Here is a 23,610-nt window from a genome sequence, read left to right on the forward strand (position 1 = left end):
TGTTGTGAGAGTAGATGGAGGAATGCACATGGTACGGTGGATAAGAAGTCCGAAAAAATGGGTGTACACAGCAGTTGCCGTCGTAGTCGTGGCGGCAGTAGCCGGCGCCGGTTATTCGGGATGGCTTGCGCCCAAGTCAAAACAGCCTGCAGCAGGGCAGCAGCAACAGCGAGGCGGAGCGCGCCAATTCCCGGTGGAAACGCAAACGGTGAAGATGGATGACGTGACAGGCGGACAAGTGTTTTCCGGGTCCGTTACGCCTGTATTTACCACAAATTTATCCGCCAAAGTAACCGGACGGGTAACCGAAATGATGGTTAAAGTAGGCGACCGGATCAAAGCGGGACAGCCGCTTGCCAAGATCGATACGAGCACGCTGGAGCAATCGGTCGTTTCGGCCCAAGCGGATTATGCTTTAAGCGAAGCTTCTCTTCAAAAGGCGATTAACGATCAAGCAAACACCGTCGCCTCATCGGAAAAAACGTTAGCCCAGCAGCAAGCCACCTATGAAAAAGCGGTGCAGGATCAGCAGAACAGCATTGCAACGCTCAAGCAGCAGCTCGCTGTTTCTCAAGCCAATTACAATAAAGCGCTCAGCGATCAGCAAAACGCCATTGCTACGGCAAAGCAAGGCGTCGTCGTTGCCCAGCAAAACTTAAACAGCGCGCTGGCGACCTACAACACGAATTTGGCGAATGCGCAAAATTCACTCAACGCTCAGCAGGACAGCGCTCAAACGTCGCAGGTCAGCACCAGCAACAATCTGGCTTCGCTGCAGTTGGCTGTGCAGCAAGCGGTTATCAATTACAACAACGCGTCGATCTCCGGCAAGCAAACCGACATCGATTCGGCGCTGCAAAAGCTGCAAACCGCGCAAATGAATCTCGACCAGGCGCAGACTTCCACGCCTTCAACGATTACAACCGCAGTGAACAGCTTGGTTAGCGCACAGAACGCGCTGGCTACGGCACAGAACTCGCAAACTGTGCAGACGAGCCAAGAAACGTTGAATCAAAGTTTAATTGCGCTGACCAATGCGCAAAATTCGCTGGCGTCGATCATCGAGCAAAATCAGCAGTCGCTGCAAAAAGACCAGCTCGCGCTTTCGGTCGCTCAAACGGGACTGGATACGAACCTGAACGTCAACAAAGCTCAGCTCGCCGCTTCCGAGCAAACGCTGAAAAATGCTCAATCGCTGGATAGCGTCAATGTAAGCAAAGCTCAGAACCAACAGTCCCAGGTTAAGCTGAAAAATTTGATGGACCAGCTGCAGGACGGTACTTTGATTTCGCCGGTCGACGGTATTGTGACCGTGATTAATACGCCGGTCGGGCAAAATGCGGGCAACGCCGCTTCCATATTAACTGTCGCTTCCGTTGATCCGGTACAGGCAACGGTTAACGTGTCCGAAGCCAATATCGGCAAAATGAAAGTCGGTATGGAAATGAAAGTGGACGTACCTACTTTGAACAAGTCTTTCGACGGTGTCATCAGCGGGATCCGTCCGACGCTGGACGCCACAACGAAGTCGTACGGCATCGATATCAAAATTAACGATACGAATCATGAGCTGCTGCCGGGGATGTTTGCCGCATCCAGCATGAAAAGCGAAGGCCGGAAAGCGATTATGATTCCAGCCGACGCCGTGCTGAGCCAGCCAAGCGGCAACGCGGTATTTATCGTCAAGGATGGAAAAGCTTCGAAGGTTGCTGTGAAGGTCGGAACGCTCACCAGCTCCAAGTTTGAGATCGTCAGCGGTTTGAAGGAAGGCGACGAACTTGTCGTAAAAGGACAAGAGCTGCTTTCCGACAAGGCGGCGGTGCAAGTTGTCAAACCGGGCCAAGAAGGCCAGCAAGGCGGGCAGGGTGGCCAAGGCAACAGACCGCAAGGCCAAGGTCAGGGTCAACAAGGCGCTCAAGGCCAAGGTCAACAAGGGCAAGGCAACAGGCCTCAAGGTCAAGGCCAAGGACAGCAAGGCGAACAGGGTGGTCAAGGAAACAGACAGCAAGGTCAGGGTCAAGGACAACAAAGCGGGCAAGGCGGTGAGGGAGGGCAGCGTCCAGCTGGGGCTAGCGGCGCAGGCAACCAGACTCAGAGAGCAGGTGGAGGTCAGTGAATTTAGCTAATTTCTCGGTCAACCGGCCAGTCACTATCCTCATGATGATGATCGCCTTGCTTCTTGTGGGCGGCATCGCAGCACCTCTGCTTCCGGTCGATCTGTATCCGAGCATGGACATTCCTACCGCTTCGGTTTCCGTCAGCTGGTCCGGCGCTTCGCCGACCCAAGTTGAAAATCAGGTAACCAAGCGGATCGAGTCTTCCATGGCTACGCTCCCGAATGTTCAATCCGTAACGTCCAATTCCAGGACGGGAAGCAGTAACGTTACGGTTACGTTTAACTATGGAACCGATATCCAGGAGGCTACACTGACGATGCGCGACCGGATGGACCGGGTGCGCCGCCAGCTGCCTACGGATGCGGATGCTCCCGTCGTCTCCAAGGTGGATCCGAACAGCCAGCCGATCATGAACCTTGCCGTTTACGGCAAAGGAGTAGATTTGATTACGCTTCGCGACATTGCCGACAACACCGTCAGCCCGGCCGTACAGCGGGTGGATGGAGTGGCTTCGGTGGGTGTCAGCGGCGGTCGGACACGCCAAATTCAAGTTTTGCTCGATCCCAACAAGCTGCTGCAATACGGCATTGCATTTAGCGCTGTCACCACGGCGCTTGGCAACGATAACCAATCGACCGACGCCGGTTTGATCTACAAGGGCGATCAGCTTGTACCGCTGCGGATCGACAGTGAATTTAAATCTTCCGCCGAAATCGAGAAGGTGCAGGTGTCCATCGGACGCGGCCAAACCGTTGACCTTGGAGAACTCGGCAAAATTGTCGATACGTATCAGGATGTCACTTTCGAATCGCGCAAAGACGGCGAGCCCAGCGTTGGCATCTCGATTCTGAAGCAGTCCGACGGAAATACGGTAGCCGTTGCGGATGGAGTCCGCAAAGCGATGAAGGACATTCAGGCACAGCTGCCGGAAGGCGTCAAGATCGGCACCATCAACGATACTTCTCTTTATATCAAAAACTCGATCAACACCGTTATCGAGCATACGTTGCTCGGCGGTATTTTCTCCATCATCATTCTGATGCTGTTCCTCAACAGTATCCGCGCTACATTAATTATCGGCGTCGTTATTCCAATCGCCGTTATCAGTACGTTCAGCATGATGTATTTCAGCCATCAGACGATCAACACGATTACGCTGGGAGGTCTGGCGTTAGGTCTTGGATCGCTCGTCGACTTTGCGGTCGTTGTGCTGGAGAGCATCTTCCGTAAGAAAGAAGAGGGGTTTGGCCCGCTGGAGGCGGCCAAACAAGGGGCGGCCGAAGTCGGTACGGCCGTGCTTGCTTCCGCGCTCGCCCAGCTGGCGGTGTTTGCGCCGACGGTGTTTATTAACGGACTTGTCAAAAACTTTTTCGCCCCGATGGCGTTAACGGTCAGCTTTTCCCATATCGCGGCGCTGTTTGCCGCAATTACGCTTGTGCCCATGCTGGCTTCCAAGCTGCTGAAAGAGCATCACGACGAGACGCTGCCGGAAGGGCGATCTTACAATCCGGCCGTTTGGTTTGGACGCGGGGTGCAGCGTTTCACAAGAGGTTACGCAGCGCTGTTGCGCTGGTCGCTGAATCACCGCTGGGTCATTATTGTTGTGACCGTGGGTTTGCTTGGCGGCAGCGTATTTCTCTCCAAATTTGTCGGCAACGAATTAATGCCTAAGACCGATGAAGGCAGCTTAAACGTCAACATCAGCTTGGCGCAAGGAACGAAGTTCGAAATCACCAATGCGCTGGTTACCGAAATTGAAAATAAAATCAAAGCGATTCCCGATGTGGAAACGATGTTTACGACGGTGGGCGGTTTTGGCGGCGGCGCTTTCCAATCGGCAGCAACCAACTCCGGCAACATGACCGTCACTTTGAAGCCGCTGGCGGAACGTAAAATGAAGACCGAACAGGTCGTCGAGCAGATCCGCAATATGACGCAAGGGTATGCGGGCGCATCGATTAACGTCAACAGCCGGTCTTCGATCCGTCTGCCGGGCTTAAGCAGCGGCGGCGGCGCGGATGTCGTCGTTAACTTAAACGGTCCCGACCTTGCCGTGTTAAGCAAGCTGGCCGAGATGGTAGCCGACGGCATGCGCGGCATGGAAGGCGTGCGTAACGTTCAGAACACGTTTGACCGCAACATCCCTGCGTTTGACCTTACGATCGACCGCGATGCGGCGGCCCACTACGGCATTTCGACCCGTGAAATTATGACGTCGCTGCGCTCGGCTTACCAAGGCAGCGTGGCAACCAACTATAAAGCGGGTGATACGCAAATTTCCGTTATGGTGCGTTATCCGACCGAATTTACCAACAATCTGGAGAATTTGAATCAGATTGTGCTGATGACTTCAAGCGGCGGTCAAGTGCCGCTGAGCGCAGTGGCCAAAGTAGCTCCGGGCTCCAGCCCGTCGCAGATCCGGCACGAAAACCAGCAGCGTCTGACGACGGTGCAGGCATCCGCAGCTCCAGGTTACGCGGTCGGCGATCTTTCGGCGCAAGTCCAAGCGCTGTTGAAGGATATCCCGCCACCTGACGGATATTCGATCACGATGGGCGGCGCGCAAAACGACATGAACAGCTCGTTTAAGAGCTTGTATATGATGATGATTATTTCCGTATTGCTGGTGTACATGGTTATGGCCAGCCAGTTCGAATCGCTGTACGGTCCGTTTATTATCATGTTCTCGCTGCCTCCGACGCTGATCGGAGCGATCCTCGGATTGTATTTGACGAACCGGACGATCAATATGAACTCCGTTATGGGGATGATCATGCTAGTCGGTATCGTCGTGAATAACGCGATCGTGCTTATTGATTATACGAATCAGCTGCGCGGCCGCGGCCTTAATTTGCGGGAAGCGCTGCTGCAAGCGGGTCAAATTCGGTTAAGGCCGATTCTGATGACAACCGCCACCACCGTGCTGGCGATGCTGCCGCTTGTTATCGGCTTCGGCGAAGGCGCGGAGGCTCAGGCTTCCATGGCTACGGTCGTAGCATTTGGACTTGCGATATCAACGATGGTTACGCTGGTGCTTGTTCCTGTCGTATATACGTTATTTGACGGCATGCTTGACATCATCCGCAGTAAATTTAAAAAGAATACACCTCCATCTAGCCTTAACGACGCGGATGGCACGATCATTTCGTAGCATGCGGGTCAAAATGAAAACATTTATGGAGGAGATAGGCAGATGAAATGGAAATCTTCACTTAAATATGGCGCAATCGCACTTGCGATGCTGGTTCAAATCGTAAGTCCGGCCATCGGCTTCGGCGGGGAGGCGTTCGCTCAGGACGCCGCCGCCGACAATCCGGCTGCAGCTGAAAAAACCGCGCCCAAGCTTTCGGGAACTGTGCAAATTACTGGCGGGCTCGGTTTTACCGTTGCGCTGAAGGCCGACGGCACCGTCTGGACATGGGGCGACAACGCCAGAGGCAAGCTTGGCTACGGCGACGTTCAGATGTTAAACCGCTATTCTCCCGGACAAGTCAAAGGGTTAAGCGACGTGAAAGCGGTAGCCGCCGGCATGTATCATACGTTGGCGCTGAAGAACGACGGAACCGTCTGGTCGTGGGGGTATAATACGAACGGCCAGCTTGGCACCGGCGACAAAAAAGACGCCAGTCTTCCGGCTCAAGTGGAAGGTTTGTACCATATCGTATCGATTGCTGCAGGCAATGATTTCTCGGTTGCGCTTGATGATTTCGGCGATGTGTACGCATGGGGAAACAACAGCAAAAATCAGCTGGGCGACGGCACGACAACGGAAAGATTAAAGCCGAATAAAGTGCCGAAACTGGACAGCGTAAAGGCGATTGCCGCCGGCGCTGCGCATGTCATTGCGATTTCCAAATGGGATTCAGTTGTCGGCTGGGGCGATAATTCATTTCGTCAGATCGGCAACGGAGGGTACGGCGATACGATATCGACACCTTCTGTAACTAATGCGGCAACAGCGGTTAAAGCGATCGCCGCGGGCAGCAGTTTTTCGCTGGCGCTCGATAACTACGGAAGCGTCTGGTCTTGGGGCAGCAACTTGCGCGGCCAGTTGGCTAACGGCAATACGTACGACGACTACAGACCGAGTATGGTTGTCGGCGGCCGGGATGTCATTCAAATTGCCGCCGGCAGCCAGCATGCCGTCGCTTTGAAAGCGGACGGGACGATTGTTGCTTGGGGTTCCAACAGCTTTGGCCAGCTAGGGTCTGGAGATTTGGACCGAGCGACGGAAGGCCGGCAAATTCAAAACGGCTTTAACGATATCGCCATCATCGGCTCTGGATTTTTTCACACGATGGCGGTAAAAGGCGACGGCAGCTTGTGGGTGTGGGGCAACAACCTGACAGGCCAGTTGGGGGACGGCACGACAACCAACCGCATATCCCCTGCGCTTTTGGCAAGATTTAATATGGTGAAATCCGCACCTGCAGCACCTTCGTCAGCAACCGGAACGGATGCGGGAGGCAGCACGGCTAATCCGGTAACCGGCAAAACGAATACAATCGCCGCGGGCGAAGGGTATTCAATGTTTATCAACAATGGCAAGCTTTGGAGCTGGGGCGATAACGTGTTTGGGCAATTAGGGGACGGGTCTCATTCTTCCAAAAACAAACCGGTGTCGGTAATGGATCTGCCGGGGCCGGCGTCTGTCGCCGCAGGTACGGGTCATTCCATGGCGGTCAATCCCGGAGGCCATGTATCGGCTTGGGGGCTTAACGCTTTTGGCCAATTGGGCAACGGAACAAATACCAATCAATATTCGCCTGCAGAACTGACCGGTATGAACGATGCCGTTCAAGCGGTCAGCGGAAATTCGTTTACGGCTGTGTTGAAAAAAGACGGTACAGTCTGGACAACAGGCGACAATACGTATGGCCAACTGGGCGTCGGCAGCGGCACAGGCAGCACCTCCTTCACGCAAATTACCGAATTGCCCAAAATCATTGAGCTGGAGGCTGGTTACAGTTATGTGCTGGCACTGGCAGAAGACGGCACCTTATATGCTTGGGGCGATAACGCTAACGGCCAGCTAGGCGACAGCTCGACGGCCAGCCGCAAGTTCCCGGCTCCGGTCGTGGGTATTTCCGATGTGGTGGCGATGAAAGCGGGCAGATCGCATTCGCTTGCAGTGAAAAAGGATGGATCGCTCTGGGCATGGGGACTTAATATTAATGGTCAGTTAGGGGACGGAACAACAGTCAACCGGACGCTGCCCGTCAAAGTCGCCGGCTTGGAGAACGTGAAGGCCGTTGCGGCCGGCGGTAGCCACAGCTTGGCATTGCTCTCCGACGGTACGGTGTATTCGTGGGGCTTTAACTTCTTCGGTCAGCTTGGCAATGGTACGAACAGCGACTCTTCGTCACCGGTCAAGATCAGCCAGTTAAGCCAAATTTCCGAAATTGCGGCCGGCAGTAGCCATTCTTTGGCACTCGGGTCCAATGGCACGGTTTGGTCATGGGGTGCCAACTACTCGGGGCAATTGGGTGACGGATCGCTGACCAACCGTTCGGTTCCGGCGGTAGTCAGCGGTTTTGCGGCGGCGCAATTGTCCGATGTCACCGGGCATTGGGCGGCTTCCGCTATCGCTAATGCGATTGCCAAAGGATACGTGGACGGTTATGAGGACGGCACGTTTCGTCCGAACAACCCGATTACACGCGCAGAATTTGCCAAAATGGTGTCCGCGGCGCTTGGCGTAAAACCTGCCGCGGCTCAGCAAGGCGATGCATGGTATACTCCATATGCCAATGCGCTGCTTGCAGCCAATCTGTACGGACAATCCGAAGCACAGTCGGAATGGAACGGGCTTATTACACGCAAGGAACTTGCGCAAATAGCCGTACGCGCGACGGATACGCTTTTGCAAAAGCCGGATACAAAGCTGGAAACGAATAAATCCATTCTGATCGCCGTCCAAAAGGGACTGCTTCAAGGCTTGGAACAGGGCTCGTTAGGCCCGGATGAACCGACGACCCGAGCTCAAGCCATCACCATCATTGAGCGTATTCTCAAAGTGAACGGCGGCGGAACATTGGAAGTCGATCAGGAGGCTGTAAAAAAAGCCGAAGCTTTAAATCCATAAGCTTCTGAAACTTGGGCGAATCACCAGTTCGCCGCAGGGCTTCCGCACATAGGATAAAGTAGGCATTTATCCAACAGACGGGAGTCATGCGCATGACGATCAACAGATATTCGGTCCATTTGCTTATTTTGCTGCTGTTTGTACTGCTTGTTATATTGTTGATGTTATTCTCGGGTTAAACAACAGAAAAAGCCATCGCGTTCCGGAATCGTTCCGGTGACGCGGTGGCTTTTTTTAATTCTTTTTAGAAGCCTTTATATTGCGGTTCCTCGTTTTCAAGCTGTTGTACACGGGTGTTAACCTGGTCCACAATTTGCTGAGTCGCTTTTGCCGCTTGGTCGAACATTTGCTTTGCTTCTTGGTTTTGCGTGCTTAAGGCAAATGTCTCAAGGCTTGCTTGAGCGCTTTTCAGCGAGGCCAGCGTCGTTTTGACTTGGGAAGCTACGGTCATTGCGAATCCCTCCTTTCCAAAAGGCAATGGTGTTGACTCAATTAATATGACCCAAATGGTGTTGAGCCATTGATGGTAAAATATCGCAAACGAAACGCTGATACAAAAAGCTGTAAATGCGAATCATATTACCAACTATGCTTGATTAAAGGGGAAGATCGAATTGAATTGGATTGAGATTGTATTTAAATCTCTTGGAGCCCTGGGCATGCTGTTTTTGCTGACACGGATTTTAGGGAAGAAACAAATTTCGCAGCTGACCTTCTTCGAATATGTCACAGGTATTACGTTGGGAGAACTGGCTGGCTTTATGTCGACGGATATGGAAGCCCACTATATGTTAGGCGTAACCGCAATGCTTGTATGGTTCCTCGTTCCGCTCGGTGTGGAGCTGCTGACCTTAAAAAGCAAGCGGCTGCGTGATTGGTTTGAAGGCAAAGGCACCGTTGTGATTAAAGAAGGTAAGGTACTCGAAGATAATCTCAAAAAGGAGCGCTACACGTCCGATGAGCTGCTGGAGCAGTTGCGGACCAAAAACGTGTTTAATTTGGCCGATGTTGAATTTGCGATGCTGGAGGCCAGCGGTGATTTAAGCGTTTTGCTGAAAAAGGAAAACCAGCCGCTCACGCCAAAACATCTTGGCATCACCGTTGCGCCGGAGCAGGAGTCCCAAGCGGTTATCATGGATGGAGAAATCATGCTGGAGCCGCTGGCGACGCTGGGGTTCAGCGTTGAATGGCTGAAGACGGAACTGGGGAAAATAGGGGTCACCAAGGACAACGTATTCCTCGGCCAAGTCGATTCATACGGGCAGCTAACTGTCGATTTGTATGACGATATGTTAAAAGTGCCTGCCCCCCAAGAGAAAAAACTGCTGATGGCTACTTTAAAGAAATGCCAGGCGGATCTCGTATTGTTCGGACTGTCCACACAAAATCAAGAAGCGCGTGACATGTATGAACAGTGCGCTAACGACATGGATCAGCTTGTCCGTCAGATGACCCCGCTGCTAAAACGTTAGACCGTTTGCCGATGGGCTGCATACTTCGCGGAGAGGAAGGGAATTGTTATGGCAACTAAAGCAAAGCAAAAAATGACATGGACACAACAGGAGTATCAGGCTTTTGCCAAGAAAAAAGAACCCGCCCGCCCGGTGTTCCGCAATTGCATCAGAGCGTTTATCGCCGGAGGTTTCATTTGCCTGATCGGTCAATTTTTAATGGAAATGTTTATCCATTGGTTTAATTTCACGGAGAAAACGGCGGGCAATCCGACAGTGGCCGTGCTGATCTTGATTTCCGTCATTTTGACAAGCATCGGCGTCTACGACAAAATCGCACAATGGGCCGGAGCGGGTTCGGCTGTGCCGGTCACCGGTTTTGCCAACTCGTTATGCTCCGCGGCGCTGGAGCATAAAAGCGAAGGTTTTGTCCTTGGCGTGGGAGGGAATATGTTCAAGCTTGCAGGATCGGTGATCGTCTTCGGAACGGTAGCGGCTTTTGTCGTAGGCATCGTTCATTGGCTGCTCGGAACGGGGGTTAAATAAATGCTGCAAGGTCATCAGAGCTGGAAGTTTGAGAACCGTCCGGTTATCAAAGCTACCGCAACCGTTGTCGGGCCCGATGAAGCGATGGGGCCGCTAGTCGACGATTTCGACATTGTGCACGGTGATCTCAGTTTAAAGCAGGACAGCTGGGAAAAAGCGGAGAAAATGCTGATGGAGGAAGCGGCCAAGCTGGCCATCGAAAACGCCGGAATTACCAAAGAAGATGTGCAGTTTTATGTCGGCGGCGACCTGATGAACCAAATCATCAGCAACGGGTTTGCGGCGCGGACACTGTCGATCCCGTATATCGGCATTTTTGGCGCCTGCTCTACTTCCATGGAAGGACTCGCCATTTCCTCAATGATCGTTAATTCGGGTTCGGCGAAATATGCGATGGCGGGAACGTGCAGCCATAACTGCACAGCGGAAAAGCAGTTTCGTTACCCGACCGAATACGGCTCGCAAAAACCGCCCACCGCTCAATATACCGTTACGGGTGCAGGCGCAGCCGTCGTATCCAGACATGGAAAAGGGCCGGTTGTCACCGGAGCGACCATTGGCAGAGTCGTCGACATGGGCATCAAGGATCCGTTTAATATGGGAGCGGCTATGGCTCCGGCCGCTGTAGACACCATTACGGCGCATTTTCGCGATTTTCAGCGCGAACCGGGTTATTATGACTTGATCGTTACCGGCGACTTGGCCAAGGTCGGATACGACATTGCGTCGGAGCTGCTGGAGAAACATAAGATTCCGATGCATCAGACGACCTATAAAGATTGCGGCATGATGATTTACGACTACGACAAACAATCGGTGCAAGTTCAAGCCGGCGGCAGCGGCTGCGGCTGCTCCGCAACCGTGACATACGGCCATATTATGAAGAAGCTGCGGAAAGGCGAGTTGAAGCGGGTGCTGGTCGTCGCCACCGGCGCGCTCCATTCTCCGCTCTCGTTCCAGCAAGGCGAAAGTATTCCGTGTATTGCGCACGCCGTAGCGATTGAAAGCGGGGAGGAATAAGATGGATTTCATGCAATTTGTATGGGCCTTTGTGATTGGCGGCGCAATTTGCGTGATCGGCCAACTGATGATGGATGTGGGCAAAATGACGCCGGCGCATACGATGAGCGCGCTGGTGGTGGCCGGAGCTGTTGTGGACGGCATCGGGTGGTACGAACCGCTGATCAAATTCGCCGGTGCCGGCGCGACGGTGCCGATCACAAGTTTTGGCAATGCGCTGGTGCACGGCGCGTTGCAGGAATTGAAACTGCACGGCTGGATCGGCATCATTACCGGCATATTCGAGGTGACAAGCGCCGGTATCTCCGCGGCGATCATCTTTTCATTTCTGGCCGCATTGGTTGCAAAACCGAGGGGATAACGCATAGCAAGGGGCTAGCCGCGCAGGAGGCCACTGAAAAAGTGAACGCTGCATGAACAAATCATTCTTACGATCGCCAATTGTCCCCGAATTTCTTTGAATTGTACCTGCATTTGGCAGGTGAAATTCGGGGACAAAAGCGAACGCTGGCGCTTCTCCAGAATGATTTCGCTCATTACGCTACTTTTTCAGTGGCCTAGCCGCGCAGGCTGGCCTTTTTTGCCGCAAAAAGCTTTTACGGACAACGCCTGCTTAGTATATACTGGAAATGAAAACCACAAAATACGGAGCGACGTAACTTTCTGAAGGCGGTGTGGCGGTAATGGACAAGACAAATGGCGGATATTGCGAACAATGCGCTCGCGCAAGACTGGAATTCGGCAGTTTATATTGCAAGGATTGTATGGAAAAAAAATTATCGGCGTATTGTGCGGTAGGCGGGCAAAGCGGCAGCAAGAAAGGCATCTGGATCGGCTTTGCGGTTACGCTGCTGCTAGCCGCCGCGCTGAATATCGCGTTTCCTTCCACTTTGATGCATGTTCTTTACATTGTGCCGATCATTTTGCTTGCCACGCTGACCAATAACATCATTCCGTCGCTTGGTCTGACGGTTGCCGTTATATTGCTTTCGATGTATTTGAACACGCTGAGAGCGGAGATGCTGTTTTCCGTGCTAGGTTTTATCGGCGTCGTATTTCTGATTCGCCGGCTTGTCATGATATCCCAAGGCAACAACCGCCAGAGATTGGAAAATGAAGAGATGTTTATGAGCACGATTATCGCTTTCTCGCGCAGCATCGACGCCCGTGATCCGTATACGGCGTTCCATTCCAAAAATGTCGCCCAATATGCCCGTAAAATCGCCATTCAGCTCGATATCGGCGAAGAGATGACGGAAACGGTGTATATGGCGGGGCTGATCCACGATATCGGGAAAATCGGCACTCCGGAGCATATTTTGCATAAGGAAGCCCGGCTGACTGAAGAAGAATACGACAAGATGAAGCAGCATGCCGAAGACGGTTACCAGATCATTAAAGACATCAAAAGGCTGCGGGAGATGAAAGTCACCGAGATGGTGCGCCACCATCACGAACGGTACGACGGCAAAGGATATCCGTCCGGACTGAAAGGCGAAGATATCCCGCTGGGAGCGCGAATTTTGGCCGTAAGCGACGCTTTCGACGCGATGACAACCAATCGCTCTTACCGGCAGAAGCTGTCGGTGGAAACGGCTGCAGCCGAGCTGGAACGCCATAGCGGCAGCCAATTTGATCCGGCCATCGCCGAAGCGATGTTGAAGGTGCTGCAGCGCGAGCAGCTGATTCAATCGGAAGAGGCCAATCTGAAATCGGCGGCCCGTTTGCCGCTGCAGCAATCGATATAAAGCAAGCAAAAACAAGAGCTCCGGGGGACGAGGGGCTCTTTTTTGCTGTAATCGTCGGAAATATGGAGGAAATGTGGATTTTTACAAACATTTTTAGAGTAAATACAGCTATACGCCTTTTTTTCCATCCTGTAATATAAGATTCAAGAAACTATTTTTCTCATCATGTCGTTAACATTTGTATAACACCTGTTTCAGCAACACATATGACACCGATTTTGTCCCGCAATTACTTCTCAAGGAGGACAGGAGACATGGAAACAGTTACAAAAAACGATGTACACGCGCTGCAATTGATTCAAGCTAATTTGGAATCCTGCATTCTTGGAAAACAGAAGGAAATTATGCTGCTGCTTACCGCTCTGCTTGCAGGCGGACATGTTCTTCTGGAAGACGTTCCCGGAACAGGCAAGACGGTATTGATTAAAGCGCTCGCAAAATCGATCCACGGCCAATTCCGGCGGATTCAATGTAATCCTGACTTGCTCCCAACGGATATTACGGGTGTAGCCATTTATCATCCGAAGGATGAAGTCTTTATGTTCAGACCCGGTCCGGTGATGACTAATATTTTACTAGCGGATGAAATTAACCGCGCAACGACCAAAACGCAATCCGCTCTTTTGGAAGCGATGGAGGAGCGGCATATTACCGTCGATGGCGAAAGCCACGACCTGCCCAAACCATTCCTGCTGCTGGCTACGCAAAATCCGATCGATTTTGAAGGCACTTACGTGCTGCCGGAAGCCCAGCTCGACCGGTTTATGATGAAGTTCAGCCTCGGGTATCCGGAGGAATCGGTCGAGAAGCAGATGATTATTTCACAAAGCGTGGCCCATCCGCTGGATACGCTGCAGCCGGTTGCGGAAATCGCACAGTTGATCGCCCTTCAGCAGAAGGTGCGCGAAATCCATATGGACGATGCGGTTGCTTCTTATTTGGTGGCTATCGTGCGTTTGACCCGCGAGCATCCGTCCTTGTTCCTTGGAGCGAGCCCCCGCGCCACACTGGCGCTTGTCCAGGCAGCCAAAGCGTATGCGCTGCTGCATGAACGCGAATATGTGATCCCTGACGATATCAAGTTTTTAGCCCCATATGTATTAGGACACCGGCTTATTCTTCATTCAGAAGCCCGTATGGACGGAGCGTCCGTGCCTTCCGTCATTCAAGCTATTTTCGAGCAAGTGAGAGTTCCCGTCCGATTGGAGAAGTGATTGCGATGAGGGGATACGCCATTCGTAAGGCGATGCAGCCGCACCGTCTCACGCTGAAGGTGTGGGCGGTCGCCGGCAGTTTTTTCGGGAGCTTATGTTTTGTCCTGTTTCAGGGCGGGAAGCTGGCCTTGATGTTGTTTGTCATCGTCTCCATACTGAGCATTTATTTACTGCTGGGCAAGTGGAGCGGCATCCGGAAAACGGCAGGTTCCAGGCAGTTGATGAATGCCGAACACGAGACGACAATTGAGGCAGGGTCTTCGCTGAACGTAAGCATGCACTTGCAAATACCCGGCATTTGGCCGATACCGTATGTGTTTGTTAAGGAAAGGCTGTTTCATAAAAACAATACCGAATATACGTACGAAGTTACATTGGTGCCGGACTGGAAGCGCCGCGGCATCTTTGAGTATAAAACGCACCCGCTCCGCCGCGGATTTTACACCTTTGGCAAAACCGAATGCGTGACGGAAGATATCTTTGGCCTCTTCGAGCATACCGGTTATATCGAGCTGCCGCAGCAGGTTGCCGTGCTGCCGCAAATTGTGCCGATTCGGGAGTGGCACCAATTTCATCAAATGATGAAAGGGACGAACCATCATTCCACAACAACCCGTGCCGTCAGGGAAACGACGCAAATCAACGGCGTGCGCGAATATATCTACGGAGACCGGTTGTCGCGAATTCATTGGAATGCGACGGCCAAGACGGGGACGTGGAAGTCAAAGGAATTCGAACGCGAATCGCTGCCGAAAACGTTTGTTGTTCTAGACCGTCACAGCCAAGGTTATACCGAAGACGAGCAGTTTGAGCTGGCTGTTTCCGTTTGCGCTTCGCTGTTTCATTACGGAGCCAGCCGCAGCTTTGCGCTGGGTCTTGTGTCCGGCGGTGCCGCGTCGCAATTTTTTGAACCGAAACACGGCCAGCAGCACCTCAAGGCGGTGACCCAGCATTTGATCGGCGTGGAAGCGGACGGCACTTACCCGCTCAGGAGAATACTTAAGGAATACGTGCAAAATGTGGCGCCGGGCAGTTTTGTTACCGTCATCAGTCCTGAACACGGCGAGTCGATGCTTGCGGTGCTTCATTGGCTGAAGCAACTGCAGCTAAATCCGTGCCATATTTTCGTATCCGCCGACCCGCAGCGTAAAGAGCACTGGCTTAAATCGCTCAAATCAGCCGGTTTTGTCGGCTATGCGGTCAGCTCTCTGGCTGAACTCCCGGTGATGCTGGGAGGTCGAAGCTGAATGAAGAAAGCTTTCGCTTTTCTTATCTCGGACTGGCAGCGCTGCTTGATGGTTATGTTTGCTGGGATATTTTTGCTGCAATTGGTGGATTGGCTGGCGAAGGAAAAAAACGTGTGGCTGCCCGAGACGGTGCTTGCGGTCAAATTCACGATATTAGCGGTTTTTATCATTGAAATCATCCCGCGTCTTCATTGGACGCTGCGCGGATTGCTGCAGCTGCTGTCCGTCATGGCTGTTACTCATTACGTGCTGGAAACCAAGGGGATCAACCCCCACTTGCCCTTATCTGCTTATTTTTCATCCGAATGGCTGGACAATTTGGTCCAGCTGACACCTTATTTGTGGTTTGCTCTTGGCACCTGGGTCGTTTATTTGGTCACGTTATGGTGGATTGAAGCCAAATGGCGCATCTATACTTTGCTTGTGGCCAGCATACTGGCTATAGCCATCCGCGACTCCTTCTCGACGATCTTTTTATGGCCGGAAGCGGCTGTGATCTTGTTCTGCGGATTGTTCATGCTGATTATTTGCCACTTCCGGCAATTAAAGCGCAAAGACCCAAGCGCATACGACTACTTGTCCGAATATCCGGGCTCCATCGCTTTGCCGGTTATATTGCTGGTCAGCTTTACGGTGCTGATCGGGTCGCTGATGCCGGAAATCAACCCGTTATTGACGGATCCTTATACGGCGTGGCGAAATATGCGCGGCCAGCCGGCCAGCTTCACGACCGGCAAAGGAATTGAAGTTGTCATGCAGACGGGCGATTCAAGTTCCGGTTATTCGCGCAACGACCAAAGCTTGGGCGGCGGATTTTCATACGATTATACGCCGGTGATGACGGTAGAGACGGATCATCGCAGCTATTGGCGGGGAGAAACAAGATCGCAGTATAACGGCAAGGGCTGGGAAGCGAGCGATGCGGAGAAACGTGCCGCCGTTCAAGGAGTCCGGGCCGATACGGCGCTGCCGGGCGATCCGAAACAAGCGGGAAGCCAGCTCAAAACCATTGAGCTGAAGCAGTTGGTTACTTTACAGACGGATCAAGTGTATCCGGTGTTGTTTGGTTCGCTGTCCATTCTGAAGCTTCAGGATGTGGACGGAAGCAAAAACGGTATGGACCGGTTTTTGTGGACGGCGGCAAATGGCGAGCTTCGTTTTAACGAGCAGTCGAAGCAGCCCTACCCCAAAACGTACACGCTGATTTCCGAAATGCCGATCGTTGACGAAGAAGGACTCCGCAAAGTGCCGATGGATACTCCGAATCGCAACGAATTAAGCGAATACTTGCAGCTGCCGGAGCGGCTGCCCGAGCGGGTGAAGACGCTTGCCGCCGAAATTACGAAAGACGCGGATAACCCGTACGACAAAGCGAAGAAAATTGAGGAATATTTGCGCTACACTTACCCGTATACGAATAAACCGGATCTCAGCAAAGGCCGCAGCCGGGATTTCGTGGACCGTTTTTTATTCGAGATCAAAGAAGGATATTGCGATTATTATTCCACCTCGATGGCCATCATGCTGCGTTCATTGGGGATTCCGGCCAGATGGGTGAAGGGTTATGCTTCGGGCATGCTGCCTCCGGACCAAACGGATATGATGAGCGGATACGATCCGGGGATGATCGATCCGGATGCCGGCGGGGTGTACACGGTACGCAACAGCGACGCCCACTCTTGGGTCGAGGTTTATTTCAGCGGTTGGGGCTGGATTCCGTTCGAACCGACATCCGGTTTTGTTATGCCCCGGGCGGTTCCGACTTCATCCGAAGCGCTTGATCTTTCTACGCTTCCGGCCCTGCCTGCCGCTGAAGAAGTGAGCATGATGCCCGATACGGGACATTTTGTCTCTTACGGGATTATCGCGGTTGTGATTGCCGCTTTGCTGTATATCGGCTTGCGCTTCGAATGGCTTCAACTGCTCCAAGAAAAGCTGAAACAACGCAGGGCGCTGCTGCTGAAGCAGAAAGTCATCGTCGAATGCGAAAAGCTGCTGCGGATATGCCGCCGCAAAGGATATAACCGCATGGAGCACGAAACGATGCGTGAAGCGATGCAGCGTTGGTCGAAGCAAAGCAAATGGATGAAAAACGATTTGGAATATGTGCTCTCTACATTTGAGAAGGCAAAGTACAGCAAAGCGGAAGTGACCGAGCAGGATTGGCAAAATACGGTCAAATCCGTGCAGCACCTGCGATCTCAGCTGTAACGGGCTAAAAAAACATCATGAAGCCGCGCAAGGAAGGAAGTGTGCACGCATCCTTGCGCCGGCTTTTTTTTCATTGGGCTGCGTGTTGCGCGGCCGTTTTACCCGTGCTGGGCGGAGCAAGAAGTTGGCGCTTGGGAATCCCGGGAAAGCAGCGCATAGCAAAGCTGACATCACGTGTGTCCGCCTGGGGGATTGAGGGGGACCTTCCATTGTGGTATAGTGTGTCGTATATAAATCAGGAAAATTTTGAGGTGACCTTTTTTTGATAAGCAAGTTAATACCGCGGCTGTATGTAAATACAATTTACGATATCGATCTGGAGCAGCTGAAAAAAAGCGGAATTCGCGGCATTGTGACCGACTTGGACAACACGCTGGTCGGAGCGAAATCTCCGGCGGCGACACCCGAATTGCAGGCTTGGCTGCAGAAGCTGCGCAAGTCCGGATTTCAGGTTGTCGTAGTATCCAATAATAACAAAATGCGGGTCACCAAATTTTGCGAACCGCTGTTTATCCCTTTTATTTACAGGGCCAAGAAACCGACGCTTGCCGCTTTTCGCAAGGCGCTTTCGCAAATGAACCTGAAAGCGGAGCAAACGGCGGTCATCGGCGATCAGATGCTGACCGACGTGCTTGGAGGCAATCGGATGGGCTTGTTTACGATTCTTGTACAGCCGATTTCTTTGGCGGACGAAGGTTTTTTTACGAGAATGGTGAACCGCCGGCTGGAAAAAGCAGCAAGACTCTTCATGAAAAGGCAGGACGAAATATGAGTGAATTAACGACAATTCCGGCCAAATGCGCCGGGTGTGGCGCTAAATTGCAGACGGAAAGACAGCAGGACCGGGGTTACGTGCCGGCCGGGGCGTTGAACCGGGAGCCGGTTATTTGCCAGCGCTGTTTTCGGATCAAAAACTATAACGAAGCTTCATCGGTAACGCTGGACCAGAATGAATTTTTGAAGCTGCTGAATCAAGTCGGCGAAACCAAATCGCTTGTCGTCCATATCGTTGATATTTTTGATTTCGAGGGCAGCTTGATTGGCGGGCTGTCCCGTTTTGTCGGCGGCAACCCGATTATATTGGTGGTCAACAAGCTGGATTTGCTGCCCAAATTGGTCAATCCGAACAAAATTGTCAACTGGGTGCAAGCGCAAGCCAAAGAATTGGGACTACGGGCGGTGGATGTAGTCGTCTGTTCGGCGAAAAAAAATACAGGGTTTGAACGTGTCATCGAATCGCTGGAACGGCATCGCGACGGACGTGATATTTATGTGGTAGGTGCAACCAATGTCGGTAAATCGACGCTGATTAACCGGCTGATCCGCGACTACAGCGACCTTGATAACGAGCTGACGGTTTCGCAGTATCCGGGAACGACACTGGATTTGGTCAACATACCGCTTGACGACGGAAGCAGCATTATCGATACGCCGGGGATCGTGTACGAGCACCGTATTTCGGAATTGGCCGCCAAAAAAGATTTGCAGACGCTACTGCCCCAAGGGGAAATGAAACCGACGGTGTTTCAGTTAAACGAGCAGCAGACGGTTTTTTGGGACGCTTATGCGCGGTTTGATTTTGTCAGAGGGGAACGCCAGTCGTTTACTTTCTTCAATTCCAATGCCATCAGTCTTCACCGGACGAAGCTGGAGCGGGCGGACAGCCTGTATGAGGAACACAAAGGGGAGCTGCTCTCGCCTCCATCCAAGGAGGATTTGGATAAGCTGCCCAAATGGACGAAACATGCCATCCGCATTCCGCGCGGCAGCGCTAAAGATGTGTTCATTTCCGGGCTGGGTTGGGTGAAGGTCAATAGCAGCTCCGGTGCCGAGCTGATCATTCACGCGCCTAAGGGCGTCAAAGTATCTATCCGTAATTCGTTGATTTAAGAGGTTGTTTGAACCCGCACTTTAAGGCGAGGACATGGGGGAAAGTCGATGGATAGCAATTGGTCGTTAGACAGTCATACCATTCTGTACGGCGTATTCGGAGATCCGATCCGGCATTCCAAATCGCCGATTATGCTGAACCGGGCATTCCGCGAGGTCGGGCTTAACGCTGCGTACGGCGCGTTTCACATATTGCCGGGCACGCTTAAAGAAGCGGTAAACGGCATTCGTGCGCTTGGCTTCCGCGGGGTGAACGTAACGATTCCGCACAAGGTCGAGCTGATGGAGTATTTGGACGAGATTGACGAAGGCGCACGCCAGATCGGAGCCGTAAACACGATTGTCAACGAAAAGGGCCGCCTGATCGGATATAACACTGACGGGATCGGTTATGTGCGTTCGCTGAAGGAAGAAACGGGCATCGATTTAGCGGGCAAACGGGTGCTGATGTTAGGTGCAGGCGGCGCGGCGCGCGGAGTTGGTTATGCGCTGGCGAAGGAAGGCGCCGCCCGTATTACCATCGCGAACCGTACCAAGGAACGGGCCGAGGAGCTTGCGGAATATATGGCACGCTTTACCGAAGCGGAAGGCATCGGGCTCGAACAAGTCGCGCAAGCTGCGTCGGAAGCGGACCTGATCGTCAACAATACATCGGTTGGCATGCACCCGAACGTGGACGAAGTACCGATGGATACAGCGCTTATCCGCGAGGGAATAGTGGTCAGCGATTTGGTATACAACCCGCTGGTTACGAAGTTTCTGCGGGAAGCGCAGCAGCGGGGCGCGGCGATTCATAGCGGGCTTGGCATGTTTATTTATCAAGGCGCGTATGCTTTTGAATATTGGACCGGATTGCCGGCGCCGATTCAAGCCATGCGCGAAGTTGTGGAACAATCATTTAACGAATAGAGGGTACATCATGTTGACAGGTAAACAAAAAAGATTTTTACGCTCCGAGGCGCATCATTTGAATCCGATTTTTCAAGTGGGCAAAGGCGGCGTTAACGAACATATGGTCAAAAGCATCGAAGAAGCGCTTGAGGTAAGGGAACTCATCAAGGTTTCCGTGCTGAACAATTGTCTGGAGGACAAAGAAAACATCGCCAGACAGCTGGCTGACGAAACCGATGCCGAGCTGGTGCAGGTCATCGGTAAAATTATCGTGTTATATAAGCAATCCCGCGAGAACAAAACCATTGAACTGCCGGTGTAATCCGCAGCAATGTTACGAATAACGATTCTTGAGAGGTACAGGGATGAAGGTTGGAATCATGGGAGGCACCTTTGATCCGATTCATATCGGGCATCTGATCGCTGCAAGCAGCGCAGTGGAAGCGGCCGGTCTCGACGAGGCGTGGTTTATGCCAAGTCACATTCCGCCGCACAAAGACCGCGCGCCGAAGGCGTCGGCTGCGCAAAGATGGGATATGGTGTGCCGGGCGGTGGAAGATCATCCGAAGTTCAAGCCTGCGGATGTGGAGCTGCAAATGGGCGGCGTGTCTTATAGTGTGGAAACCGTAAAAAGGCTTTGCGAGCTGTATCCGTCTCATCAAATGCACTATATTATCGGCGCCGATATGGTACAATTTTTGTCGAAGTGGTTTCAAATCGATGAGATTGTCAAGCGAATCGGCTTTATCGGGCTGCAAAGACCGGGTACCGCCCTTGATTTGAGCCGTCTGCCCGAACATATTCGCCAAGCGGTTGTTATCGTGCCGATGCCGCTTATTGATATTTCATCAACACTGATTCGCGAACGGGCGACGACGGGGAAATCGGCGCGTTATTTTGTTCCGGACCGGGTATTTGAATATATTGAGGTGAATCGCCTGTATGAAGCTTGAACAATTGATTGCCGCGACCGAAAAGGAATTGCCCGGCAAACGCTGGACGCATACGTTAGGGGTTATGGATACCGCCGTGAAGCTTGCGCAGCGGTTCGGAGCAGACCCGGAGAAGGCGTATTTGGCCGCTCTGCTGCACGATTACTGCAAGGCATGGCCGGTTGACAAGCAGGCTGCAGTGATCCGCGAGAACGGGCTTCCCGCCGATTTGCTGGACTACGATAAAGAGTTATGGCATGCGCATGCGGGAGCTTGGGTGGCCGAGCACCGGCTGGGTGTCGGTGATCAAGAAGTGCTGGATGCGATCCGGTATCATACTTCGGGCCGGGAGCACATGACCCTGCTGGACAAAGTGGTTTGTCTGGCGGATTACATTGAACCGGGCCGGGATTTTCCGGCTGTGCATAATATACGGGAAATCGCTGAACATAGTGTTGAGAAGGCGCTGGTTGCCGGTTTCGATTCGACGATTCAATTTTTGCTGATGCAAGGCAAAAAAATATATCCGCTTACCGTTCTGAGCCGCAACCGTTTAATTGAGGAACTGACCAAACACAGATAGTTGACGTTTACGAAGCGAGTTTTCGCTTCGCACAAACTCAGTAACGCTTACGAAGCAAGTTTTGCTTCGCAAAAACTCAGTAACGCTTACGAAGCGAGTTTTCGCTTCGCAAAAACTCTTAGGAGGAATTCAATGAGCTTGAATCCGGATGAACTTATGAACCTTGCGGTGGAATCCGCAGACGATAAAAAAGCGCTGAACATCGTTACGCTAAATTTAAAAGGTATTTCGCTGATAGCCGATTACTTTGTGATTTGTCACGGCAACTCGGAAACCCAGGTGCAGGCAATCGCCACCGAAATCCATAAAAAAGCCGAGGAACGTGGAGTTCGCGTCCGTGGAATGGAAGGCATGGATACGGCCAGATGGGTGCTGGTTGATTTGGGCGATGTGGTTGCCCACGTGTTCCATCGCGACGATCGGGAATATTACAATATTGAGCGGCTTTGGTCCGATGCGAAAGTGGTTGAACGGGTATGAGACATGATGGCGGCAGATCAGGGGAAGGCCGCGGCGGACAAAATGGCGGGGGAAGGTCAAACGCTTCCGATAGAAGCAGAAACAGCCGAGACTCGTACCGCGGAGGTGCTGCGGACAATAAAAGGCCGTACGCGCGTAATCAGGGCGGGGACGATAAACGGCGGGGATCACGGGAATCAAACTTTGGCTCGTCCGGAAGCTACCGCCGGCAAAATGACAGCGGCGGAGGCGGAGGAGACCGCCGTGCGGACGACATAACGGCGCATTTGCCTGCCGGCACCGTTATGAAACTGAAGGTGGCGCGGGAGAAATCGCCGTACGGCTTTTTCTTAACGGACGGCGTGCGCGATGTGCTGCTGCATTACAGCGAAATCGTCGGCACGATTAAGCCTGGCGACGATATTGAAGTATACTTGTATTACGACACGGAGGACCGCTTGGCCGCAACGATGAAAATGCCGTTGATCCGGCTGGGCGAGATTGCGCTGTTGGAGGTTGCCGATATCCATCCGCGTTTTGGCGCCTTTTTGGAGATGGGGCTTGGCCGGCAGCTGCTGCTGCCGTTCCGCGAACAGCCGGAGCTGAAGGAGCTTCGCCCGCAGGTGGGCGATCGTGTATTTGCAGTGTTGGCCCACGACCGTCAAGGGCGCCTGGTCGCCAAATTGGCCGGTGAAGAGGAGCTGCAGCCTTTATGTTTTGAAGCTCCGGTCACCTGGAAAAACAAATGGTTTGAAGCGACCGTATACAAGCCGCTGCAGATGGGGACCTTTGTTCTGATCGACGGCGGAGTGGTCGGCTTTGGCGTCATCGGATTTCTTCATTCGTCGGAACGTATGCGGCTGCTCAGGGCCGGAGAACGCGTCAAAGTTAGAATTGTCCATATCCGCGAAGATGGACGCGCCAATGTATCGATGCGGCCGCCTAAGGAAATCGGACGCGACGAAGACGCCGAAAAGCTGCTTGCCTTTTTAAAGGAGCGGCCGAACGGGGCGATGCCTTATTCCGATGAAACGCCGGCAGATGTTGTGCTGCAGCGTTTCCAGATGAGCAAGTCCGCTTTCAAGCGGGCGCTTGGCAAGCTGATGAAAGAAGATTTGGTTTATCAAGAAGGCAGTTGGACGCATATGAAGCAAAAGCAGTAAGCAGGGGCAGCTTTGTCTCTGCTTTTTCTTTTTAGTGCCAGCAAAGTGGTATA

Annotated in this window: 21 protein-coding genes; 20 read left to right on the forward strand and 1 reads right to left on the reverse strand. The window is 52.6% G+C overall.

Annotated elements, in window-relative coordinates; translation table 11 throughout:
• Nucleotides 1-28 precede the first annotated feature (28 nt).
• The 3 genes from EYB31_RS23430 to EYB31_RS23440 are packed head-to-tail and all read left to right on the forward strand — an operon-like array spanning nucleotide 29 to nucleotide 8,202.
• A complete protein-coding gene (locus EYB31_RS23430; RefSeq protein WP_165452570.1) occupies nucleotides 29-2,116 on the forward strand; it encodes an efflux RND transporter periplasmic adaptor subunit in 2,088 nt (695 codons plus the stop codon).
• Complete coding sequence (locus EYB31_RS23435) at nucleotides 2,113-5,268, forward strand: efflux RND transporter permease subunit (RefSeq protein ID WP_131015845.1); 3,156 nt, start codon at nucleotides 2,113-2,115, stop codon at nucleotides 5,266-5,268. The genes EYB31_RS23430 and EYB31_RS23435 overlap by 4 nt, the downstream gene beginning before the upstream one ends.
• Before the next feature lie 42 nt (nucleotides 5,269-5,310).
• Nucleotides 5,311-8,202, forward strand: a complete 2,892-nt coding sequence (locus tag EYB31_RS23440) for an RCC1 domain-containing protein (RefSeq protein WP_131015846.1) — start codon at nucleotides 5,311-5,313, stop codon at nucleotides 8,200-8,202.
• Between the two features lie 244 nt (nucleotides 8,203-8,446).
• On the opposite strand, the gene EYB31_RS23445 is transcribed toward EYB31_RS23440, so the two are convergent.
• On the reverse strand, nucleotides 8,447-8,653 hold the full coding sequence (locus EYB31_RS23445) for a DUF1657 domain-containing protein (protein ID WP_131015847.1): 207 nt from the start codon (nucleotides 8,651-8,653) through the stop codon (nucleotides 8,447-8,449).
• A 208-nt stretch (nucleotides 8,654-8,861) separates the two neighbouring features.
• On the opposite strand from EYB31_RS23445, the gene EYB31_RS23450 reads away from it, so the two are divergent.
• The 17 genes from EYB31_RS23450 (at nucleotide 8,862) to EYB31_RS23530 (ending at nucleotide 23,557) form a co-directional block, all read left to right on the forward strand.
• Nucleotides 8,862-9,674, forward strand: coding sequence for a DUF421 domain-containing protein (locus tag EYB31_RS23450; protein ID WP_131015901.1), 813 nt, complete (start codon nucleotides 8,862-8,864; stop codon nucleotides 9,672-9,674).
• 48 nt (nucleotides 9,675-9,722) lie between these two features.
• Nucleotides 9,723-10,199, forward strand: coding sequence for a stage V sporulation protein AC (spoVAC, locus tag EYB31_RS23455; protein ID WP_131015848.1), 477 nt, complete (start codon nucleotides 9,723-9,725; stop codon nucleotides 10,197-10,199).
• A complete protein-coding gene (gene spoVAD / locus EYB31_RS23460) occupies nucleotides 10,200-11,219 on the forward strand; it encodes a stage V sporulation protein AD (RefSeq protein ID WP_131015849.1) in 1,020 nt (339 codons plus the stop codon).
• Nucleotides 11,220-11,229: 10 nt separating this feature from the next.
• Nucleotides 11,230-11,580: a stage V sporulation protein AE gene (gene spoVAE / locus EYB31_RS23465; protein WP_131015902.1), complete on the forward strand. Its 351-nt coding sequence runs from the start codon at nucleotides 11,230-11,232 to the stop codon at nucleotides 11,578-11,580.
• Nucleotides 11,581-11,983: 403 nt separating this feature from the next.
• Entirely contained in the window at nucleotides 11,984-12,967 is a 984-nt protein-coding gene (locus EYB31_RS23470) for an HD-GYP domain-containing protein (protein ID WP_165452571.1), read from the forward strand.
• A 254-nt stretch (nucleotides 12,968-13,221) separates the two neighbouring features.
• The gene (locus EYB31_RS23475; protein ID WP_131015851.1) at nucleotides 13,222-14,181 is read left to right on the forward strand and encodes an AAA family ATPase; all 960 of its coding nucleotides are present in this window, start codon (nucleotides 13,222-13,224) and stop codon (nucleotides 14,179-14,181) included.
• Between the two features lie 5 nt (nucleotides 14,182-14,186).
• The gene (locus EYB31_RS23480) at nucleotides 14,187-15,428 is read left to right on the forward strand and encodes a DUF58 domain-containing protein (RefSeq protein ID WP_131015852.1); all 1,242 of its coding nucleotides are present in this window, start codon (nucleotides 14,187-14,189) and stop codon (nucleotides 15,426-15,428) included.
• A complete protein-coding gene (locus tag EYB31_RS23485) occupies nucleotides 15,429-17,639 on the forward strand; it encodes a transglutaminase TgpA family protein (RefSeq protein ID WP_131015853.1) in 2,211 nt (736 codons plus the stop codon).
• Between the two features lie 262 nt (nucleotides 17,640-17,901).
• Nucleotides 17,902-18,411: a YqeG family HAD IIIA-type phosphatase gene (locus EYB31_RS23490; RefSeq protein ID WP_170318260.1), complete on the forward strand. Its 510-nt coding sequence runs from the start codon at nucleotides 17,902-17,904 to the stop codon at nucleotides 18,409-18,411.
• Complete coding sequence (gene yqeH, locus EYB31_RS23495) at nucleotides 18,408-19,529, forward strand: ribosome biogenesis GTPase YqeH (RefSeq protein ID WP_131015854.1); 1,122 nt, start codon at nucleotides 18,408-18,410, stop codon at nucleotides 19,527-19,529. Before EYB31_RS23490 ends, yqeH begins: the two co-directional genes overlap by 4 nt.
• 48 nt (nucleotides 19,530-19,577) lie before the next feature.
• Nucleotides 19,578-20,438: a shikimate dehydrogenase gene (gene aroE, locus EYB31_RS23500; protein ID WP_131015855.1), complete on the forward strand. Its 861-nt coding sequence runs from the start codon at nucleotides 19,578-19,580 to the stop codon at nucleotides 20,436-20,438.
• Between the two features lie 10 nt (nucleotides 20,439-20,448).
• Nucleotides 20,449-20,742: a ribosome assembly RNA-binding protein YhbY gene (gene yhbY, locus EYB31_RS23505; protein WP_131015856.1), complete on the forward strand. Its 294-nt coding sequence runs from the start codon at nucleotides 20,449-20,451 to the stop codon at nucleotides 20,740-20,742.
• 43 nt (nucleotides 20,743-20,785) lie between these two features.
• Nucleotides 20,786-21,373, forward strand: coding sequence for a nicotinate-nucleotide adenylyltransferase (locus EYB31_RS23510; RefSeq protein WP_131015857.1), 588 nt, complete (start codon nucleotides 20,786-20,788; stop codon nucleotides 21,371-21,373).
• Nucleotides 21,363-21,935 carry a bis(5'-nucleosyl)-tetraphosphatase (symmetrical) YqeK gene (gene yqeK / locus EYB31_RS23515; RefSeq protein WP_131015858.1) on the forward strand — a complete coding sequence of 191 codons (573 nt, stop codon included), beginning with the start codon at nucleotides 21,363-21,365 and terminating at the stop codon, nucleotides 21,933-21,935. The genes EYB31_RS23510 and yqeK overlap by 11 nt, the downstream gene beginning before the upstream one ends.
• Before the next feature lie 132 nt (nucleotides 21,936-22,067).
• Complete coding sequence (gene rsfS / locus EYB31_RS23520; RefSeq protein ID WP_131015859.1) at nucleotides 22,068-22,415, forward strand: ribosome silencing factor; 348 nt, start codon at nucleotides 22,068-22,070, stop codon at nucleotides 22,413-22,415.
• 3 nt (nucleotides 22,416-22,418) lie between these two features.
• Nucleotides 22,419-22,673 carry a hypothetical protein gene (locus tag EYB31_RS23525; RefSeq protein WP_131015860.1) on the forward strand — a complete coding sequence of 85 codons (255 nt, stop codon included), beginning with the start codon at nucleotides 22,419-22,421 and terminating at the stop codon, nucleotides 22,671-22,673.
• Nucleotides 22,674-22,699: 26 nt separating this feature from the next.
• A complete protein-coding gene (locus EYB31_RS23530; RefSeq protein WP_131015861.1) occupies nucleotides 22,700-23,557 on the forward strand; it encodes a CvfB family protein in 858 nt (285 codons plus the stop codon).
• Nucleotides 23,558-23,610 lie beyond the last annotated feature (53 nt).

It is taken from the genome of Paenibacillus thalictri, from assembly GCF_004307995.1.
Classification (GTDB): domain Bacteria; phylum Bacillota; class Bacilli; order Paenibacillales; family NBRC-103111; genus Paenibacillus_AF; species Paenibacillus_AF thalictri.

Coding starts and splice junctions, on each gene's coding strand:
- rsfS (WP_131015859.1), top strand. CDS start 22,068: ATGAGCTTGAATCCGGATGAACTTATGAACCTTGCGGTGGAATCCGCA.
- EYB31_RS23440 (WP_131015846.1), top strand. CDS start 5,311: ATGAAATGGAAATCTTCACTTAAATATGGCGCAATCGCACTTGCGATG.
- EYB31_RS23530 (WP_131015861.1), top strand. CDS start 22,700: ATGAAACTGAAGGTGGCGCGGGAGAAATCGCCGTACGGCTTTTTCTTA.
- EYB31_RS23470 (WP_165452571.1), top strand. CDS start 11,984: ATGGAAAAAAAATTATCGGCGTATTGTGCGGTAGGCGGGCAAAGCGGC.
- EYB31_RS23525 (WP_131015860.1), top strand. CDS start 22,419: ATGATGGCGGCAGATCAGGGGAAGGCCGCGGCGGACAAAATGGCGGGG.
- EYB31_RS23480 (WP_131015852.1), top strand. CDS start 14,187: ATGAGGGGATACGCCATTCGTAAGGCGATGCAGCCGCACCGTCTCACG.
- EYB31_RS23430 (WP_165452570.1), top strand. CDS start 29: ATGGTACGGTGGATAAGAAGTCCGAAAAAATGGGTGTACACAGCAGTT.
- EYB31_RS23485 (WP_131015853.1), top strand. CDS start 15,429: ATGAAGAAAGCTTTCGCTTTTCTTATCTCGGACTGGCAGCGCTGCTTG.
- EYB31_RS23475 (WP_131015851.1), top strand. CDS start 13,222: ATGGAAACAGTTACAAAAAACGATGTACACGCGCTGCAATTGATTCAA.
- EYB31_RS23445 (WP_131015847.1), bottom strand. CDS start 8,653: ATGACCGTAGCTTCCCAAGTCAAAACGACGCTGGCCTCGCTGAAAAGC.
- spoVAC (WP_131015848.1), top strand. CDS start 9,723: ATGGCAACTAAAGCAAAGCAAAAAATGACATGGACACAACAGGAGTAT.
- spoVAE (WP_131015902.1), top strand. CDS start 11,230: ATGCAATTTGTATGGGCCTTTGTGATTGGCGGCGCAATTTGCGTGATC.
- yhbY (WP_131015856.1), top strand. CDS start 20,449: ATGTTGACAGGTAAACAAAAAAGATTTTTACGCTCCGAGGCGCATCAT.
- yqeH (WP_131015854.1), top strand. CDS start 18,408: ATGAGTGAATTAACGACAATTCCGGCCAAATGCGCCGGGTGTGGCGCT.
- aroE (WP_131015855.1), top strand. CDS start 19,578: ATGGATAGCAATTGGTCGTTAGACAGTCATACCATTCTGTACGGCGTA.
- EYB31_RS23450 (WP_131015901.1), top strand. CDS start 8,862: ATGCTGTTTTTGCTGACACGGATTTTAGGGAAGAAACAAATTTCGCAG.
- yqeK (WP_131015858.1), top strand. CDS start 21,363: ATGAAGCTTGAACAATTGATTGCCGCGACCGAAAAGGAATTGCCCGGC.
- spoVAD (WP_131015849.1), top strand. CDS start 10,200: ATGCTGCAAGGTCATCAGAGCTGGAAGTTTGAGAACCGTCCGGTTATC.
- EYB31_RS23510 (WP_131015857.1), top strand. CDS start 20,786: ATGAAGGTTGGAATCATGGGAGGCACCTTTGATCCGATTCATATCGGG.